16 protein-coding genes are annotated in these 17,012 nt (G+C 29.6%); 13 read left to right on the forward strand and 3 right to left on the reverse strand.

Features of this window, described 5'->3' with window-relative positions; translation table 11 throughout:
- Positions 1–149: 149 nt before the first annotated feature.
- From L1S49_RS19740 to L1S49_RS19760, 5 genes are all read left to right on the forward strand, one after another.
- A complete protein-coding gene (locus L1S49_RS19740; RefSeq protein ID WP_238907081.1) occupies positions 150–497 on the forward strand; it encodes a helix-turn-helix domain-containing protein in 348 nt (115 codons plus the stop codon).
- Between the two features lie 273 nt (positions 498–770).
- On the forward strand, positions 771–2,045 hold the full coding sequence (gene hisS, locus L1S49_RS19745; protein ID WP_238907082.1) for a histidine--tRNA ligase: 1,275 nt from the start codon (positions 771–773) through the stop codon (positions 2,043–2,045).
- A gap of 92 nt (positions 2,046–2,137) precedes the next feature.
- Positions 2,138–2,839: a YjbE family putative metal transport protein gene (locus L1S49_RS19750; RefSeq protein WP_238907083.1), complete on the forward strand. Its 702-nt coding sequence runs from the start codon at positions 2,138–2,140 to the stop codon at positions 2,837–2,839.
- 141 nt (positions 2,840–2,980) lie between these two features.
- Positions 2,981–4,162: a cytochrome c biogenesis protein/redoxin gene (locus L1S49_RS19755; protein WP_238907084.1), complete on the forward strand. Its 1,182-nt coding sequence runs from the start codon at positions 2,981–2,983 to the stop codon at positions 4,160–4,162.
- Between the two features lie 172 nt (positions 4,163–4,334).
- On the forward strand, positions 4,335–6,269 hold the full coding sequence (locus tag L1S49_RS19760; RefSeq protein WP_238907085.1) for a [FeFe] hydrogenase, group A: 1,935 nt from the start codon (positions 4,335–4,337) through the stop codon (positions 6,267–6,269).
- Positions 6,270–6,331: 62 nt separating this feature from the next.
- On the opposite strand, the gene L1S49_RS19765 is transcribed toward L1S49_RS19760, so the two are convergent.
- Positions 6,332–7,171 carry a metallophosphoesterase gene (locus tag L1S49_RS19765; RefSeq protein ID WP_238907086.1) on the reverse strand — a complete coding sequence of 280 codons (840 nt, stop codon included), beginning with the start codon at positions 7,169–7,171 and terminating at the stop codon, positions 6,332–6,334.
- Positions 7,172–7,361: 190 nt separating this feature from the next.
- Here L1S49_RS19765 and L1S49_RS19770 point away from each other — a divergent pair, with 190 nt between their 5' ends.
- The 6 genes from L1S49_RS19770 to L1S49_RS19795 all read left to right on the forward strand — a co-directional run bounded on the left by L1S49_RS19770 (position 7,362) and on the right by L1S49_RS19795 (position 12,810).
- On the forward strand, positions 7,362–8,180 hold the full coding sequence (locus L1S49_RS19770; RefSeq protein WP_238907087.1) for an AraC family transcriptional regulator: 819 nt from the start codon (positions 7,362–7,364) through the stop codon (positions 8,178–8,180).
- Between the two features lie 91 nt (positions 8,181–8,271).
- Positions 8,272–9,222, forward strand: coding sequence for an iron-hydroxamate ABC transporter substrate-binding protein (locus L1S49_RS19775; protein WP_238907088.1), 951 nt, complete (start codon positions 8,272–8,274; stop codon positions 9,220–9,222).
- A gap of 19 nt (positions 9,223–9,241) precedes the next feature.
- The gene (locus L1S49_RS19780) at positions 9,242–10,243 is read left to right on the forward strand and encodes an iron ABC transporter permease (protein WP_238907089.1); all 1,002 of its coding nucleotides are present in this window, start codon (positions 9,242–9,244) and stop codon (positions 10,241–10,243) included.
- On the forward strand, positions 10,240–11,262 hold the full coding sequence (locus L1S49_RS19785) for an iron ABC transporter permease (protein WP_238907090.1): 1,023 nt from the start codon (positions 10,240–10,242) through the stop codon (positions 11,260–11,262). The genes L1S49_RS19780 and L1S49_RS19785 overlap by 4 nt, the downstream gene beginning before the upstream one ends.
- Before the next feature lie 13 nt (positions 11,263–11,275).
- A complete protein-coding gene (locus L1S49_RS19790) occupies positions 11,276–12,073 on the forward strand; it encodes an ABC transporter ATP-binding protein (RefSeq protein ID WP_238907091.1) in 798 nt (265 codons plus the stop codon).
- Positions 12,074–12,075: 2 nt separating this feature from the next.
- Positions 12,076–12,810, forward strand: coding sequence for an alpha/beta hydrolase-fold protein (locus L1S49_RS19795; protein ID WP_238907092.1), 735 nt, complete (start codon positions 12,076–12,078; stop codon positions 12,808–12,810).
- 96 nt (positions 12,811–12,906) lie between these two features.
- Here the strand turns inward: L1S49_RS19795 and L1S49_RS19800 are convergent, their stop codons facing one another.
- Positions 12,907–13,878 (reverse strand): serine hydrolase, encoded by a 972-nt coding sequence (locus L1S49_RS19800; protein WP_238907093.1) that lies wholly within the window; start codon positions 13,876–13,878, stop codon positions 12,907–12,909.
- 172 nt (positions 13,879–14,050) lie between these two features.
- On the reverse strand, positions 14,051–15,820 hold the full coding sequence (locus tag L1S49_RS19805; RefSeq protein ID WP_238907094.1) for a tetratricopeptide repeat protein: 1,770 nt from the start codon (positions 15,818–15,820) through the stop codon (positions 14,051–14,053).
- A gap of 161 nt (positions 15,821–15,981) precedes the next feature.
- On the opposite strand from L1S49_RS19805, the gene L1S49_RS19810 reads away from it, so the two are divergent.
- Together L1S49_RS19810 and L1S49_RS19815 are read left to right on the forward strand one after the other, a co-directional pair.
- Positions 15,982–16,362, forward strand: a complete 381-nt coding sequence (locus L1S49_RS19810; RefSeq protein WP_073019622.1) for a hypothetical protein — start codon at positions 15,982–15,984, stop codon at positions 16,360–16,362.
- Between the two features lie 90 nt (positions 16,363–16,452).
- Complete coding sequence (locus L1S49_RS19815) at positions 16,453–16,854, forward strand: Rrf2 family transcriptional regulator (protein ID WP_021801507.1); 402 nt, start codon at positions 16,453–16,455, stop codon at positions 16,852–16,854.
- Positions 16,855–17,012 lie beyond the last annotated feature (158 nt).

Raw genomic sequence — 17,012 nt, forward strand, 5'->3', positions numbered from 1 at the left:
TTAAGTCCACCTTCCGTATATCAATTAGTATAATATGATTATAAACCTATAAATTTATATATTGAAGAATGCACATTTTTTATATATAATATACAAAATGGTACTTAAGTATACTTTTTATACTATGAGAAAAATTTTGAGGTGATAATATGAGTGAATTTCTAAAAAGTGAAATAAGTGAAAGCTGTGGCAAAAGAATCTGTCCTGTTGAAACAAGTTTAAATATAATAGGTGGAAAATGGAAGGGTATAATAATTTATAGATTACTTTATGGAAAAAGAAGATTTAATGAACTTAGGAGAGAAATGCCTAAGATAACCCATAGAATGCTTACTCTTCAACTTAGAGAACTAGAAAGTGATGGTATAGTTAAACGAACAGTATATGCTGAGGTTCCACCTAGAGTTGAGTATGAGTTAACAGAGTTTGGTATGTCAATAAGGCCAATTATCGAGTCTTTATATAATTGGGGAGAAATAATTCAAGCTAAACAATAGAAGCTTGATTTTGGGCTTGAAAAATTTTAATGAATAATATATTATAAATACAATAAAACTTTGGAGGAATATTATGAAAACACTTTCTTTAAAAAATTTACATCATCATACCTAGAGACTTGATCTGCTTAGACGTAGATACAAGTCTATTAATGTAGGCTTGTATCCTCTAGGTGATGATGAATTAAGTGTAATCATAATTTGTTAAGCCATGTGGGATTTTGCCTGCATGGCTTTTTGTTATATAAAAATATATTAAAAGGAGAGTTAAACATGAAAACAAAAATTAAACCAAGTATATTATCAGGATTTATGGAGCTTTTGCCAAAAGAGCAGGAAAAGTTTAATAATATTTTAGAGAAAATCACTAATGTTTATGAGAAAAATGGATGCCTTCCTATGGATACTCCCATAATAGAAAAAGCAGAAGTTTTATTAGCTAAATCTGGAGGAGAAACAGAAAAACAAGTATACAGCTTCTCAAAAGGGAAAAATAATTTAGCACTACGTTTTGATTTAACTGTGCCATTTGCAAGGTATGCTGCACAATATTATAATGAACTGGTTTTTCCATTTAAGAGATATCAAGTAGGTAAGGTTTATAGAGGGGAAAGAAATCAAAAAGGCAGATATAGAGAGTTTTATCAATGCGATGTAGATATTATAGGAAAAGATGAGCTAAGTATAAAAAATGATGCGTGGATTATAAATCTAGTATCTAAGTCTTTTAAAGCCATTGGATTAAGTGGATATAAGATTCAAATAAGCAATAGAAAGATTTTGAAAGGTTTGTTAACTGAGCTATCTATTGAAAATAGTAAAGAAGTTATGATTTTAATAGATAAGTATGACAAGATAGGAAAGGAGGTTTTTATAGATGAATTAAATAGCTTAGTTGGGGAAGAAAAAAGTAAATTTATTGAATCTATATTAGATATGGGATTAGAAGATTTAGAAAAATTGACTATAAACAATGAAGATTTCAAAAAAGGTATAGAAAATCTTAAAGAAGTGAAGTCAATGCTTAAAGTTTTTGGAGTTAAAGAAAATGAGTACGAAATAAATTTAAAGATTATAAGAGGACTTGACTATTATACAGGAACAGTATTTGAAACAATACTTGAGGGAAATGAGAGCTATGGATCTATATGTTCAGGAGGGAGATATGATAATTTAGCTGAGAATTATACTGATAATATACTACCGGGCGTAGGTATGTCAATTGGACTTACTAGATTGTTTTTTATACTTCAAGAAATAGGGTTTATAGATAATTATAAAATTCCAAATAAATTTAAATATTTAATTTTGCCTATAGGAGATACCTTAGAATATTGCGGATTAATAATAAAAAGATTAGAGGAAAAAGAATTGGATTATTCTATATATTTAGAGAATTCAACATTAAAGAAAAAAATGAACTATGCAAATAAACTTGGTTTTGAGAATGTAATATTGGTTGGAGAAGATGAGGTTAAAAATAATGAACTAATAATAAAGAAAATGACAACTGGAGAAGAAGTTAAATTAGATATAAAGGAACTTTAAAACTTTTCTAAACTTTTTTACTTAATATAAATATTGTTTGGATTTTTGAAATATAAATATATAGTTATTAATTTTAATATTAGGGGGCTTAGATGTACACAACATCAGAACTTTTTGCTAAGATGATTCAAATTGTATTTATAAACTTGGTTTTATCAGGAGACAATGTAGCTATTATATCACTTTCGGTAAAAAACTTGCCGGTACATAAAGCAAAATTAGTAAGTATGATAGGAGTTATTTTAGCCCTAATTTTTAGAATTTTTTTTGTGGCTATAATAGGTGTTTTATTTAATTTGAAATGGCTCCATCTAAACTTAGTTGGCGGAATAATACTTATATTAGTTACTATTAATATGTTTAACCATGAGAAAAGCACTTCTGATTCTGATAAAGATGATAATGAGGGGTTTATGAAGGCTTTATTTTCAATAATTATCTCAGATATTAGTATGAGTCTAGATAATGTACTTGCAATTACTTCTATTACCATGGCTGACAGTGGAGTAATCAGTAGGCAAGAAATGACGCTTATAATATTTGGAACAATAGCGTGTATGCCTATTATATTTTTTGGAAGTGAGGCTGTATCAAAATTAATGAACAAATGCCAGGCTGTTATATATCTTTGCGCAGGATTATTAGTATATACAGCTACAAAAATGATTTTAAGTGATAGTATAGTTTCGAACTTAATTAATAAAGTGAATCCTGTAATAGGACTAGCTGTAATTGTAATTATGGCAACAATTTTAATTGTAATCATGATTAAGGATAAAAAGAAGAGCTGCTGATTTATTAAAGAAATGGTAAAAAGATTTTTAGTATAATTCTAAAAGTCTTTTCTTTTTAAAAGAACATTAGTAGAAAAATGGCAATAATTATGATATTATTACATTTGGTATTTTATTTTAAATACATTAAGGAGGAAGTGGATGGATAAACTTAATTTGGTATTAGTATTTTTAGAAGGAGTAATATCTTTGTTTTCTCCTTGCGTGTTACCAATACTTCCAGTATACATAGGAATGCTTTCTAATAGCAGTGTAGATAGCTTAAACAGAAATTTTAAATTCAAAAATTCTATATTGTTAAAAAACACTCTATTTTTTATATTAGGAATATCATCAACATTTTTTATATTAGGTTTTTCTATAAATAAATTAAGCAATATATTTATAACTAATAAATACTTAGTTGAAATCCTAGGGGGAGTAATAATTATTTTTTTAGGGATATTTTATATGGGATATCTTAAAATACCATTTTTGTATAGAGAAAAAAGGTTTAATATAAACCATAAAACTATGAATTTCTATACTGCTTTTCTGCTAGGATTCTTTTTTAGTTTTGGGTGGACACCATGTATAGGTCCAATGCTTGCATCGGTGTTATTTTTAACTGCGCAATCAGATAGTACCTTATTCAGTGGTATTGTAATATTAATATACTCTTTAGGATTTACTTTACCATTTTTATTAATAGCTATTTTCTATAATAAGTTATTTGTGTATATTGATAAAGTAAAACTAAGAATAAATGATATAAAAAAGCTTGGAGGGGTAATACTTTTAATAGTCGGATTTATCATGTTCTTTAGAGGTAGTAACAGTTTATTTGAAGAACAGAAGGGGAAGATTAGTAACTCTACAAGTATTAATGAGAACATCACCAAAGATGCGGAAGATGAAGAAGTTCAAGCTCCTAATTTTACTTTGATTGATCAATATGGAAAGATTCATGATTTGAAATCTTATAAGGGAAAAACAGTTTTCTTGAATTTTTGGGGCACTTGGTGTCCACCTTGTAGAGAAGAAATGCCGAATATAGAATCTGTATATAAAGAATATGGAGAAAACAAAAATGAAGTAGTAATATTAGGGGTAGCTGCTCCTAGTTTAGGAAATGAAGGTTCTACAGAAGATATTATAAAGTTTTTAAAGGATAATGGTTATAGTTTCCCCGTGCTTTTTGATAATGGAGGAAGGGTAATGAATAGCTATAATATTAGTGCACTACCTACAACCTTCATTATAGATAAGGATGGAAATATAAAAGGGTATGTTCCTGGTGCTATGGATAAAGAAACAATGAAAAAGATAATAGGGCTTGAATAAAAGTTTAGGTTTGAAATTAGCATTTATTTTGATAATATATAAATAGGGTTTACCTAAATTCCACAGAAAGATAACTAACTTTAACAAAGGTAATATATCAAAGAATTTAATTTGTATTCAAATGTTTATAAGTTAAGTTTAAGATAGCTCAAGAAGATTAAGGAGTGATTTTATGGCAAACAATAGAACAGAATTAATACAAAGCGCCCTAGGTTCAGTTTTTACAGTTTTTAGTGAAGATCAGTTAAAAGAATTAAGAGGAAAAAATAGAAAGATAGCTATCTGTGGAAAAATAAATAACCCAGGAATTATAGATATTCCAGAAGGAGCTACTCTTCAAGATATAATAGAGTTATGTGGTGGAATAATAAACAAAAGCAATTTTAAAGCTGCCCAAATTGGACTTCCTTTTGGAGGATTTCTAACAGAATCAAGTTTAGATAAAGAATTTGATTTTGATTTATTTTATGAGAATATTGATAAAACTATAATAGTTTTATCAGAAGAAGATTGTATAATTCAATATCAAATGTTCTATATTGAATATTTGTTAGCTAAGGTGAAAGAAGGATCCTATAAAAACTATGAGATAGTAGTAGATGAAATAACTAATATGCTTAAGACTTTAGATAGAATAAGTAAAGGCGTATCTAATATGAGAGACGTTTATCATCTAAGAAACTTAGCACAAATAGTAAAAGGTAAAATGAAACAAAAGCATAATTCAATGGAAGATATAATTACTACTTTCTACCATGAAATTGAAGAGCATATAGAAGAAAACAAATGTTATACAGCTCAATGTAACCATTTAATAAAACTAACAATAACTCCAAAATGTATTGGATGTGGAGCATGTAAAAGAGCATGTCCGGTTGATTGTATAAATGGAGAGGTAAGAAAGCAACATTACATAGACTATAATAGATGTACACACTGTGGAGCTTGTGTATCAGCTTGCCCTGTAGATGCTATAAAAACAGGAGACAACACATTAAAGTTTATAAGAGATTTAGCTACACCAAATAAGGTAGTGATTACACAAATGGCGCCAGCTATTAGAGTTGCTATAGGAGAAGCATTTGGCTTTGAGTCAGGAGAAAATGTTGAAAAGAAACTTGCAGCAGGTTTAAGAAAACTTGGTGTTGATTATGTATTTGATACAACTTGGGGAGCTGACTTAACAATAATGGAAGAAGCTGCTGAGTTCCAAGAAAGATTAGAAGGACATTTAGCTGGGGATACTAATGTCAAACTTCCTATACTTACTTCATGTTGCCCTTCATGGATTAAATTTATAGAGGAAAACTATGCAGATATGCTTGAAGTACCATCATCGGCTAAATCTCCAATGCAGATGTTTGCTACAATTGCAAAAGAAGTTTGGGCAAAAGAAAAAGGTCTTTCAAGAGAAGAAGTAACATCAGTTGCAATTATGCCATGTATTGCAAAAAAATATGAAGCATCAAGAGCAGAATTTTCTGTAGATGGTAATTATGACGTTGATTATGTTATAACTACTAGAGAACTTATAAGAATATTTGAGAACTCAGGAATAAACTTAAAGGAACTTGAGGATGAAGAAATAGACTCAGTTATGGGAGAATATACAGGTGGTGGAATAATCTTCGGTAGAACAGGTGGAGTTATTGAATCAACTGTAAGAACTGCTGTAGAGAATATAACTGGAAATAAACTTGAGAATGTGGAATTTGAAAAGCTTAGAGGCTGGGATGGATTTAGAATCTGCGAGTTAGATGTTGAGGGTATAAAACTAAGAATTGGTGTTGCCCATGGACTTAGAGAAGCCGCTAAGATGTTAGATAAGATAAGATCAGGTGAAGAATTCTTCCATGCCATAGAAATAATGGCTTGTATAGGTGGATGCGTAGGTGGAGGCGGTCAGCCTAAGATAAAGAAAAATAGACAACAAGGATTAGAGTTAAGAGCTGAAGGATTAAATAATATAGATAGACAAAAAACTCTTAGAGTATCAAAAGAAAATCCAGAAGTAAAAGCGCTTTATGAAAAATATCTAGATCACCCATTAAGTGCAAAAGCTCATGAATTACTTCACACTACTTATTTCCCAAAAATAAAAAGATAAAATGACTAATCATTAAAATTTAAGCTATTATTTCAAGTGTTAATTTGAAATAATAGCTTCTTTTATTTTTCTAAAGTTACTACCACTAATTCAGGAGAATTATTAATTCTAAAGGGGAAAATACTATTTCCAAGCCCTCTACTCACAATCATAGAAGTATTCTCATCTTTATAAATACCACTTGTATATTTAGGGAAAAATCCTTGGTTTGGAGCAAGTAATCCACCTACAAAAGGAATTCTAAACTGTCCACCATGAGCATGACCGGAGAAAACTAAATCCACTTTTGCATCTTTATAATCTACTAATTTTTCTGGACGATGAGATAATAGTATTTTAAAATTTGAATCCATATCCTTTGATAAGTCAACTAATAATTTTTTAAATAATTCATCTTGATTTGATGTTTGAATAAATGCGGGATCATCAAGCCCAATCAGACCAATAGAAGAACTATCTTTTTGAATAAAAACATTTTTGTTATTTAATATTTTAACTCCAGATGAAGTAAGTCTAGCGCATAACTCATTGTAAGACTCAATACGGCTCTCATGGTTACCTGGAATAAAATATATTGGAGCTATGTCTGTTATGCCATCGATGTATTTCATTGAAATATCTATGTTAGTATTATACGAATCTATTAAATCACCTGTAATGAATATTACATCAGGATCAATTTCTTTTGTTTTTTCTATTAAAGTTTTTTGATTTTTACCAAACTCTGCGTTGTGTAAATCAGAGATTTGAAGTATTTTATATCCATCAAAAGATGAAGGGATGTTACTGTTTTTATAAGTAATATTAGATATAACAAGTTTTTTATTGTAAACAATAACTAGAAGTACTATTAAAACTAAAATTATTATAGAAAAGAGTAATTTATATTGTGCAAATTTCACCGATTACCTCCTAAGTATTATTAAATTTGAACTTCATTATAGAAGTAAGTATTAAGAAATAATACTTTTATAGATATATTTTATACTAAAGCTATTGATTTTAGAAACTATAAAATTTATATTTTATAGTTGAATTGAAAATGAGAACTATTTTCTCTATAATATATTAGAGGTAATGGAGGTAGATTTAATGGATTTTAAAAAACTAGTTGAAAGATTTACTGAGGTGTCTTTTTCTATAACCGATGTTCATTGGTTTGTAAGGGAACCAGGAAGTTGCGCTAGAGGCATATATACAGATTGGTGTTCTTTTGTATTTCCAATAACAGGCAAGGCTAATTTTGCTATAGGAGGAGTGGAATATGAATTAAAAGCAGGAAAAGTGATGCATTGTGGATCAAATGAAGTTTTAGATAAATGTGTTCTTGGGAATTTGCCCTGGGGGTATTATGAGATATATTATAAACTTAATAATCCAACTCAAGAAGATTCGAAAACAATAGATAAAACTTATATTCTTGATATAGGGGATATTTCACAAATAAAAGAGCTATTACATGAGATGCTAAAAACTTATAGAACTCCGGGAATAATACCAGAATTTAAGGTGAAAAAACTTTTTTATTCTATTATATATGAAGTTCTAGTAAGTAACAGGGATGTCCTTAATTCAGAAAATCAATGGGTAGTAGAGGATGCTGTTGATTATATACATAATAACTATATGTATAGTATTAATTTAGAGGATCTGTCTAACAGATATAAGTTAAAGGAAGATAAATTTTCATATATTTTTAATAAATATACAGGTATTAGACCGATTAATTATTTGATTGAACACAGAATGAAAATTGCAGAAAAATTATTAGCTACAAACAAATATAGTGTTAATGCTGTTTCTGAGAAAGTTGGATATTCAGATCCATATTATTTTAGCCGATTATTTAAAAAACATAAGAATATTTCTCCAAGTGAATTAAAGAAGAGATTTAAGAATAATCCATTATAATTTTAATATTTATCTATTTTTTATATTCTGGCCTGCTGATATAATTTACACAGAATGATAATTATTATCAATTGCAGAGGGGAGAAATAAAATGAAAAAGAAATTACTAGCATTAACTTTAGCAACATTAACAGTTTTGGGGGTGACAGGTTGTAGTAACAAGGGAGCAGCTCAAAAAACTCCGAAAGAATCTGAAAATAAAGAGATAAAGTTAACATATAAAGACAAGGAATATACAGTTCCAGGATCTGATGCGAAATTAGTTATAACAGGAAGTTTAGAATCTCTTGAAGATGCACTTTTACTTGGGGTTAAGCCTATGGGGGCAATGACTGTAGGAGGAAGTTTCCCAGATATGTTTAAAACAATCACTGGAGATTCCAAAGCTATAGGAGAGAAAACTCAACCTAATGTTGAAACTATATTATCATTAAAACCTGATTTAATATTAGGTTCAAGTAAGTTCCCAGAAGAAACATTAGAAAAACTTAATAAAATTGCTCCAACTGTACCAGTATCACATATAGCTACTGATTGGGAAGCAAATCTTATTTTAATGGGACAACTAAGTGGAAAAGAAGATAAAGCGAAGGAAATTATAGCTAACTATAAAAAAGATGCAAGCGAATCAAAGGAAAAGTTGGCTAATAGTTTAAAAGGAAAAAAGGTATTAGCAGCTAGAATAAGAGCGGGCAACATAGCTATTTATCCAGCAAACATATTCTTTAATACAGTACTTTATAGTGATTTAGGATTAGAAGTACCAGAACCAGTTGCAGCAGCAAAAGCTCAAGAAAATATTTCTTTAGAAAAGCTTTCAGAACTTAACCCAGATTATATTTTCCTTCAATTTTCTGAAGATGAAAATGCAGACAAACCTAAAGCTTTAGAAGAATTAGAAAGTAATCCTATTTGGAAAAATCTTAACGCTGTAAAAAATGGTAAGGTATTTGTAAATGTAGTTGATCCTTTAGCACAAGGAGGAACTGCTTGGAGTAAAACTGAGTTCCTAAAGGCAGCAGTTTCAAAGTTATCTAAATAAATAGGAGTGAGAGCACATTATGGCAAAAAATAGGCCGATTCCAATTATAATTTTGTTATTATCACCAATAGTAATAATATTGGCTATAGTATTATCAGTTATTTATGGAGCAAAAGATATTAATATAAATGTAATAAGAGATGCTTTTTTAAACTTTGATAGGGAGAATGTAAATCATCAAATCATAATGTACTCTCGAATACCTAGGGTTATAGGTGCACTACTAATTGGAGCTTTTTTAGCTATATCAGGTGCAATAATGCAGGGGATGACAAGGAATTATCTTGCATCCCCTTCTATTATGGGAGTATCAGATGGGTCAGTTTTTGCAATTACAATATGTATGATATTTTTTCCAGATACATCATCTCTTAATATGATTTTTTACTCTTTTGTAGGATCTGCAATAGGAGTGGGTTTAGTATTTGGACTAGCATCTTTAACACCAAATGGAATGTCTCCTGTTAGGCTAGCTATAATAGGAACAATAACAGGAAGTTTTTTAAGTAGTATTTCTGCTGCTTTATCTACATACTTTCAGGTATCACAAAACATAAGCTTTTGGTATAATGCTAAGCTTCATCAAATAACCCCAGATAAAATAAAAATAATAATTCCCTTTGCTATTATAGGAATAATAACTTCATTAATTATTTCAAAATCAATAACTATTTTATCTTTAGGAGAAGAAATATCTATAAGTCTTGGACAAAATACAAAATTGATCAAAATAGTAGCAATGGGGACAGTAGTTATATTAACTGGAATATCTGTAGCATTAGCTGGTAAGATTGCTTTTGTGGGGCTTATTATTCCTCATATCGTAAGATTTTTTGTTGGCAGTGATTATAGATGGATAGTACCTTGTTCAGGTGTAATGGGAGCTATATTATTAGCTTTTTCAGACATAATAAGTAGATTTATAAATTATCCTTTTGAAACGCCAATAGGCGTTGTTACATCATTTATAGGAGTGCCTTTCTTTTTATATTTGGCTAGGACAAAAGGAGGCAAAAAATGAACAAGGATTCGTTAAGAAGATATAGTACAGTTTTAATAGTAAGTATTATTTTAATTTTTTTAGCAGTATATGTAAGTCTTACTAATGGAACGTATGATCTTTCTGTGAGAGATATATTAGAAACTTTATTTAGGATAAATCCAACTCCAGATAAAGATTTAGTAATATTTGAATTTAGGTTACCAAGAATAATAGTTGCGGCTCTAGTGGGATTTGGGCTAGGTATTGCAGGAACTGTAATTCAAGGAATTACTAAAAATGGACTTGCTGATCCTGGAATATTAGGTATTAACTCAGGAGCCAGTTTAACAATAGTATTATTTATATTCTTATTTAATGGAAAACTTAAGGGAGCGGGATTGATTTCTATATTATCTATGCCCTTATTTGGACTTATAGGTGGATTAGGCTCTGCACTATTAATTTATCTTTTTGCATGGAAAAATGGAAGGTTAGATACTCAAAGATTGATTTTAGTAGGGATAGCAATAAGTTCAGGGTTGGGAGCATTATCGTTGTTTATATCCTTAAAAATGGATGCAGCAGATTTTGAAATGGCCGCAGTGTGGATTAACGGAAGTATATGGGGAGCTAACTGGAAATATATAATATCAATAATTCCTTGGCTTTTAGTTCTTGTACCTATTATTATAAGTAAATCTTTTGTATTAGATCTTTTTCAATTAGAAGAGGACTCTGTTAAAAGTTTAGGAGTTTCAACTGAAAAAGAAAAAGGGGTTCTTCTATTGGCAGCTATAGGTATAGTAAGTGCTTGCGTATCTGTATCTGGAAGCATTGGATTTGTTGGGCTTTTGGCACCTCATATAGCTAAAACCTTAGTTGGAATTCATCATAATAGAGTAATTTTTGTATCGGGATTGGTAGGAATGCTTTTACTTATTGCTTCAGACTTTATAGGTAAAACAATATTTTCTCCAGTTGAATTACCTGTAGGGATTGTCATTTCTATAATCGGGATTCCTTATTTTGTATATCTATTAATAAAGTCAAAAGCTTAATGGAGGGTGTTATATGAGTATATTAAAAGTTAAAGATCTAGAATCCTGCTATGAGAATTTTAGGGTATTTAAAGATATTGATTTAGAAATAGAGGAAGGTAAGATAACTACTATAATAGGTCCTAATGGTTGTGGAAAATCAACGTTACTGAAAACAATGGGACGTATTATAAAACCAAGTTCAGGGAATGTATATTTAAAGAATGAAAATATATCTAAAATGCACACAAAGCAGATTGCAAAAAGTTTAGCACTTCTTCCACAGAATCCTATAGCACCATCAGAACTAAAAGTTGAGGAATTAGTTTCTTATGGGAGATTTCCTCATTGTAAAAAGATGAGTAAGTTAACGAATAAAGATAGGGAAGTTATTGATTGGGCAATTAATATAACTAAAATTAGTGAGTTTAGGGAACGTGAAATAGGAGCATTATCAGGTGGTCAAAGACAGAAGGTGTGGCTTGCAATGGCTCTAGCTCAAGAAACAGAAATTTTATTGTTAGATGAACCTACAACTTATTTAGACATGTCTCATCAACTTGAAGTACTAAAAATCGTAGAAGAGTTAAATAGAGAAAAGAAATGCACTATAGTTATGGTTTTACATGATATTAACCATGCATCTAGATTTTCTCATAATATTGTTGCTATGAAAAAAGGGGAGATTATTGCTACAGGTGAACCTAAAGAAATAATAACCAAGCATATTTTAAAAAATGTATTTAATATTGATGCTAGGGTTATGATAGATGAGGAAATAAATTCCCCAGTTTGCTTTGGGTATGATAGTATAGATTTAGAAGGAGCATAGATATGAATGGAGAAATAATTGAAGAATTTTTTAAAGAAAGAAAATTATTTATATACCTACCGCCATCTTATTCTAATGGAGAGCAAGGGTTTCCAGTAGTTTACGTTCAAGATGGAGATTATTTATTCGGCCCTAAAAAAGCAATAGAAGAGCTTGAAGTCATGTTTAAAAATGGAGAACTTAAAGAGATTATACTTGTTGGAGTTACTAGTAATAAAAGAAATGACGAGTATACACCATGGTATGGTAAGCCACTTGCTGAAAAATTTGATGATTTTGGTGGGAAAGGAAAAGAATATTTAGATTTTCTTGTTAATGAATTGAAGGTTTATATTGATAACAAGTATAGCACTTTAATAGAAAATACAGCAATAGCAGGAGCTTCTTTAGGAGCATTAATTTCTCTATATGGGGCGTATATATATCCAGAGGTTTTTAATAAATTTGGATGTATATCTCCATCTTTATGGTATGAGAGGTTTTTAGAATTTATGAGTAGAGAAAACTTAGAAGTTTCCACTCAAAGAATATATATGGATGTGGGAAGTAAAGAAGGAAGCGGTAAAAAAAGTATACAATTATTTATGCCAGAAAATGTTGAGGAAGGATATAGACTGATATCCTCCAAGGCTTTAAATCCTCAAAATGTAAAGTTTATAAAAGAAGAAGGGGCAAGTCATACTGAAGAAGCTTTTGTTAGGAGATTTCCTAATGCAATAAAATGGCTTTTTTCTTAAATGAAATGCAACTTTAAACTTTCAAATTAATAATAAACATTAAAACCATGAATTTAGCCTTAAGTTAAATTCATGGTCTTTTGTTATTGAGGAGATTTATTTTTGAAGCTGAGCACTATATATGATATTGGATAGGGTAGCTATTTTTTCAGTTGCGTCAGTTAATTCGTTGGTATAAATTACTAATATGTAGGGTTTATCTGTAAATATAATTCCAACATCGTTTATATAAGAATCATAGCTACCAATTTTATGGGCTACTAGGTTGTAGGGTAAATATTTATCAATTCTATCATGAAATTCTGTGTTTTTCATAACTTCAATTAAGTGAGAATGGTATTGATCAAATCTATTTGAATATAAGTTTTTTAGTAATCTAAATTCTGTTTCAGGAGTTATTACATTACCTGAGACAGTGGGTTCACTAACTCCAGTAAAGTAACTTACTGCTTGCCTAACTGAATCGAATCCTCCAAGTTTTTCCGTAATCATATTTGTAGCTATATTGTCTGAGTATATTATGGCGTAGTCTAATAACTTTTGAATTGAAATGGGAGAGTTAAGAGTAGTATCTATTTGACTTTGAAGTATGCCAGTTCCTTCCTCATAGTAGCCACTAGAATATTTTATACTATCATTTAATGATAAAAATCCTTCTTTAACCATGTTATAGGCTACAATATTCATTCCAACCTTATATGTACTTGCAGCAGTAAAAAGTTCATCTCCATTTATAGATATTTTTTTGTTAGTAGTTAAATCATAGTATATAAGTCCAACATTATTAAGTTCATTTCCTAGATAGTCTTTAATTTTGTTCTCTAAATTTTCTAATGACGAAGTTTCTTCTTGTACACTTACTTTTCTTATGTAAGACATTTCTTCTTGTATATTAATATTGTTCTCATTTTTTCTAGAAGATAGTAAATTTTCTTCATTTTCTTCAGATATTTGTAGGGATTCAATGGCTTGTACATTTTCATCAAAATAACTAGAGGAATTAAAAATTCCCAGTGAGATAAAAATGATTGCAGTTAATGAAAACCCAATAAAAGCTCTTCTTTCCATCCATAAAACTCCTTAAAATACTATTTTAAATAGATTATAATAAATAGTATTTTATTTGAGTATAATTATGGGTAAAGTCACATTATTATGTGAGAAATCACATAATGGTATGCATAAATTTAAAAAAGGTAGGCGGATATTTGAAAAATCAGCCTACCTTAATTAAAAAATACTAAATTATATTTAAGTTATTTATTTTTTCAAGAACAATCTCTTCTCCAGATTCAAATTCTATCAGATTATAAATTTTTAGAGCATTTTCATAGTATTTGCTGGCTTCTAAACAATTAGATTTATTATAAAGAAGATCTCCTATACTTATAAGAATATTGGCCTTTAACTTTTGGCTTCCAGTACTTTCTTGAAGATTAAGTGCTTCATTATAATAATTTAAAGCTGTATCTAAATCGTTTGTGCTTTGATATAGTTGTCCTATGTTATAAAGAGTATCTGCTTCAACTTGCTTATAGTCACTATCTCTACAAACATATAGAGCTTCGTTATAATAGTTTAATGCTTCACTTACATTATTTTGATTCTTAAATACAGATGCAATATTATTAAGTTGAACAGCTATACCACGTTTATATTCTGTTTCTTTGTATATTTCAAGTGCATCGTTGTAATATTTTAAAGCATCGCTAAAATTATTATATGAACATAGTATGTTTCCTATATTTCCAAGAGCATTAGCTTGACCTTGTTTATAAGAAATTTGTATATGTATTTTTAAAGATTCATTTGAAAATTTAAGTGCTTTTTCTAAATCTCCTTTTAGCTTATAAGTTGCTCCTAAGTTTAGAAGCTGATTAGCTTCCCCCTGCCTACTACCAATTTCATTATTAAGCTGAACAGCTTGAGTAAAGTAATTGATAGCTTCATCATAGTTTTCTTTTGAGCTATATATATAGCCTATATTAGCTAAAGTGTTAGCTTCTCCTTGACTATTGCCATTTTCACGATTCATTTGAAGGGTATCCATCTGATATTTTAGTTCTTCATTTTGTTTAACATTTAAATAACTTTCATACAAACTAGGGTTAAGTTCTCTAATTCTGTCCATAATCTGATCAACGATTGAGCGAGTTTTGGTATTTGAATTAATTCCAACAAGAAACTCTTTTAGATATTCTGGTTTGTTAAAATTAGAAGATTTTAAGCAATTAAATAATAAATCTACACGTCCTAAAACAATTTCTCTTTGAGTTTCTTCACTGACAGATCCTAATTGGTTGTAGAGAAACATAGCAAGTTCATAATGATTATTAAATTCCTTCCCAGCTTCACTTACTCTTGTTCTTACTGCTTTTTGAAGACGTTCAAGAGCAATTTCACCAGCTAGAACAAGGCCATTAAGTTCATCTAGAATTTGATATTCTTCATAAGATAATTTCCCGCTAAAAGGCTTATAGATTAAATCATGTTCAACTTCAGCCCAAGCAAGCATAAGTGCAGAAGCGATTTGAATTTCTATAAGAGCATTGGAATACTTTTTTAAATCACCAGTTAAATCTTTGCTTTTTAAATAAACTCTGTAGTGAGTAGCCCAATAACCAGAGAAACGCTTTTTATAGTCACGTTTTTGAGGATCTGGATTTTCAATATCTTCAGGAAAAGATTTGAATTCCTTAATTTCAAAGTTTGATTCTATAAATTGTTGAACTTTATTTAAGTCTCCAGGGAAGTAAAGCGCAATACGAACCCCAGAAAAATCTACAATATCTTCATTAATATCTTCGAAGGAAGAATAGTTTTTATGAAAGTTTCTCTTTTCTAGTTTATCTCTAAGTCTTTCTATTTTTTTTGCACGATTAGTAACAATAGCCCTGATACCCATCTGCTCCATATTAGTTTCACATATTTGAGAGCAAAGTCTAGATGCTTCTCTATAAAAATCAAACTCTTCTGTGTAATGCTTCATAAAATTCTCAACTATGTTCATAATATTGCCCCCTATTTTAGCCTTTGATTAGCCCTGCATAATTTACCTTTAATATATCATATGAAATATAATACATGCAATGTAAGGTTTATATAAATCCTTTTATTTAGACAAGGTTACTGTTAAAATTATAGTAATATTACTATTGGAGGTATTTGCATTTGGGTAAGTATGGTCAAACAGCTATTAAGGCCGTAAATTTAATACAAAAAAATCCTGAAATTTCTCCTGATGATGCTTGGGAAAAAGCAGTTGTTGAAATCTTTGGCAATAAAACAGTAAATCAAACTAAAAAATGTCCAAAAGGAATTTTTTTAGGGTTATGTGAAGAAGGTTTAATAAAAGGAATAAAAAAGGGTAAATATACAAAGTCCAAAATGAATAAGCAGTATGCTATTAAAGGACTAAAATTAATTAATGAGGATCCAGTTCTTTGTGAAAATGAAAGTTTATTATGGATAAAGGTTATGGGGGGATATGGAAAAAAGTATAACTTCCAAATGGATGTAATTATTTCTTTAAGGGAAGAAAAGCTAATATAATAAAGAGCTCTTGATTCTATCTAAAGAATAAGTATATAATTATTGTAAACAAACTAAGTTTACAATAATTTATGATAAGAGGTAATAAATTTGAAGCTATCTAGAAAAGGTGAATATGCGTGTTTGGCATTAATTCACTTAGGAAGAAACTACAATATTAAACTTGTAAATGCATCTGAAATATCAGAAGAAAATGATATACCTAAAAGATATTTGGAACAGATATTGTCTTTACTTAAAGGTACTGGGTACGTAAGAGCAGTTAGAGGAATAAGTGGAGGATATAAACTTTCAAAAGCACCAGAAGAAATAACATTAGCTGAAATTATAAGACTTATGGATGGGGCCTTAGCTCCAGTAGAATCAGTAAGTGAATATTTTTATGAAAATTCACCAATTGAGCAAAATCAAAATCTAGTTAAGGTTTTTAGAGATATTAGAGATTACATATCTGAAAAGTTAGAAAATACAACAATTAAAGATTTAATTTAACAAATGAGTATCCGTAAAGGGTACTCATTTTATTGTCTAGAAAACCTCCGGCTATGCCGGTGGACAAAAAGGCTGTAGCTCTGAGCAGAAAAAAACTCCTATGATAAAATGAAAGCGACTGACAATCGCAAAACAAATAAATCATAGGAGGTGTCGTA

The sequence above is a fragment of the Clostridium sp. YIM B02506 genome, assembly GCF_022324845.1.
Lineage (GTDB): Bacteria > Bacillota > Clostridia > Clostridiales > Clostridiaceae > Clostridium_T > Clostridium_T intestinale.

Coding starts and splice junctions, on each gene's coding strand:
- L1S49_RS19740 (WP_238907081.1), top strand. CDS start 150: ATGAGTGAATTTCTAAAAAGTGAAATAAGTGAAAGCTGTGGCAAAAGA.
- L1S49_RS19805 (WP_238907094.1), bottom strand. CDS start 15,820: ATGAACATAGTTGAGAATTTTATGAAGCATTACACAGAAGAGTTTGAT.
- L1S49_RS19780 (WP_238907089.1), top strand. CDS start 9,242: ATGGCAAAAAATAGGCCGATTCCAATTATAATTTTGTTATTATCACCA.
- L1S49_RS19770 (WP_238907087.1), top strand. CDS start 7,362: ATGGATTTTAAAAAACTAGTTGAAAGATTTACTGAGGTGTCTTTTTCT.
- L1S49_RS19795 (WP_238907092.1), top strand. CDS start 12,076: ATGAATGGAGAAATAATTGAAGAATTTTTTAAAGAAAGAAAATTATTT.
- L1S49_RS19755 (WP_238907084.1), top strand. CDS start 2,981: ATGGATAAACTTAATTTGGTATTAGTATTTTTAGAAGGAGTAATATCT.
- L1S49_RS19790 (WP_238907091.1), top strand. CDS start 11,276: ATGAGTATATTAAAAGTTAAAGATCTAGAATCCTGCTATGAGAATTTT.
- L1S49_RS19760 (WP_238907085.1), top strand. CDS start 4,335: ATGGCAAACAATAGAACAGAATTAATACAAAGCGCCCTAGGTTCAGTT.
- L1S49_RS19750 (WP_238907083.1), top strand. CDS start 2,138: ATGTACACAACATCAGAACTTTTTGCTAAGATGATTCAAATTGTATTT.
- L1S49_RS19785 (WP_238907090.1), top strand. CDS start 10,240: ATGAACAAGGATTCGTTAAGAAGATATAGTACAGTTTTAATAGTAAGT.
- L1S49_RS19800 (WP_238907093.1), bottom strand. CDS start 13,878: ATGGAAAGAAGAGCTTTTATTGGGTTTTCATTAACTGCAATCATTTTT.
- hisS (WP_238907082.1), top strand. CDS start 771: ATGAAAACAAAAATTAAACCAAGTATATTATCAGGATTTATGGAGCTT.
- L1S49_RS19775 (WP_238907088.1), top strand. CDS start 8,272: ATGAAAAAGAAATTACTAGCATTAACTTTAGCAACATTAACAGTTTTG.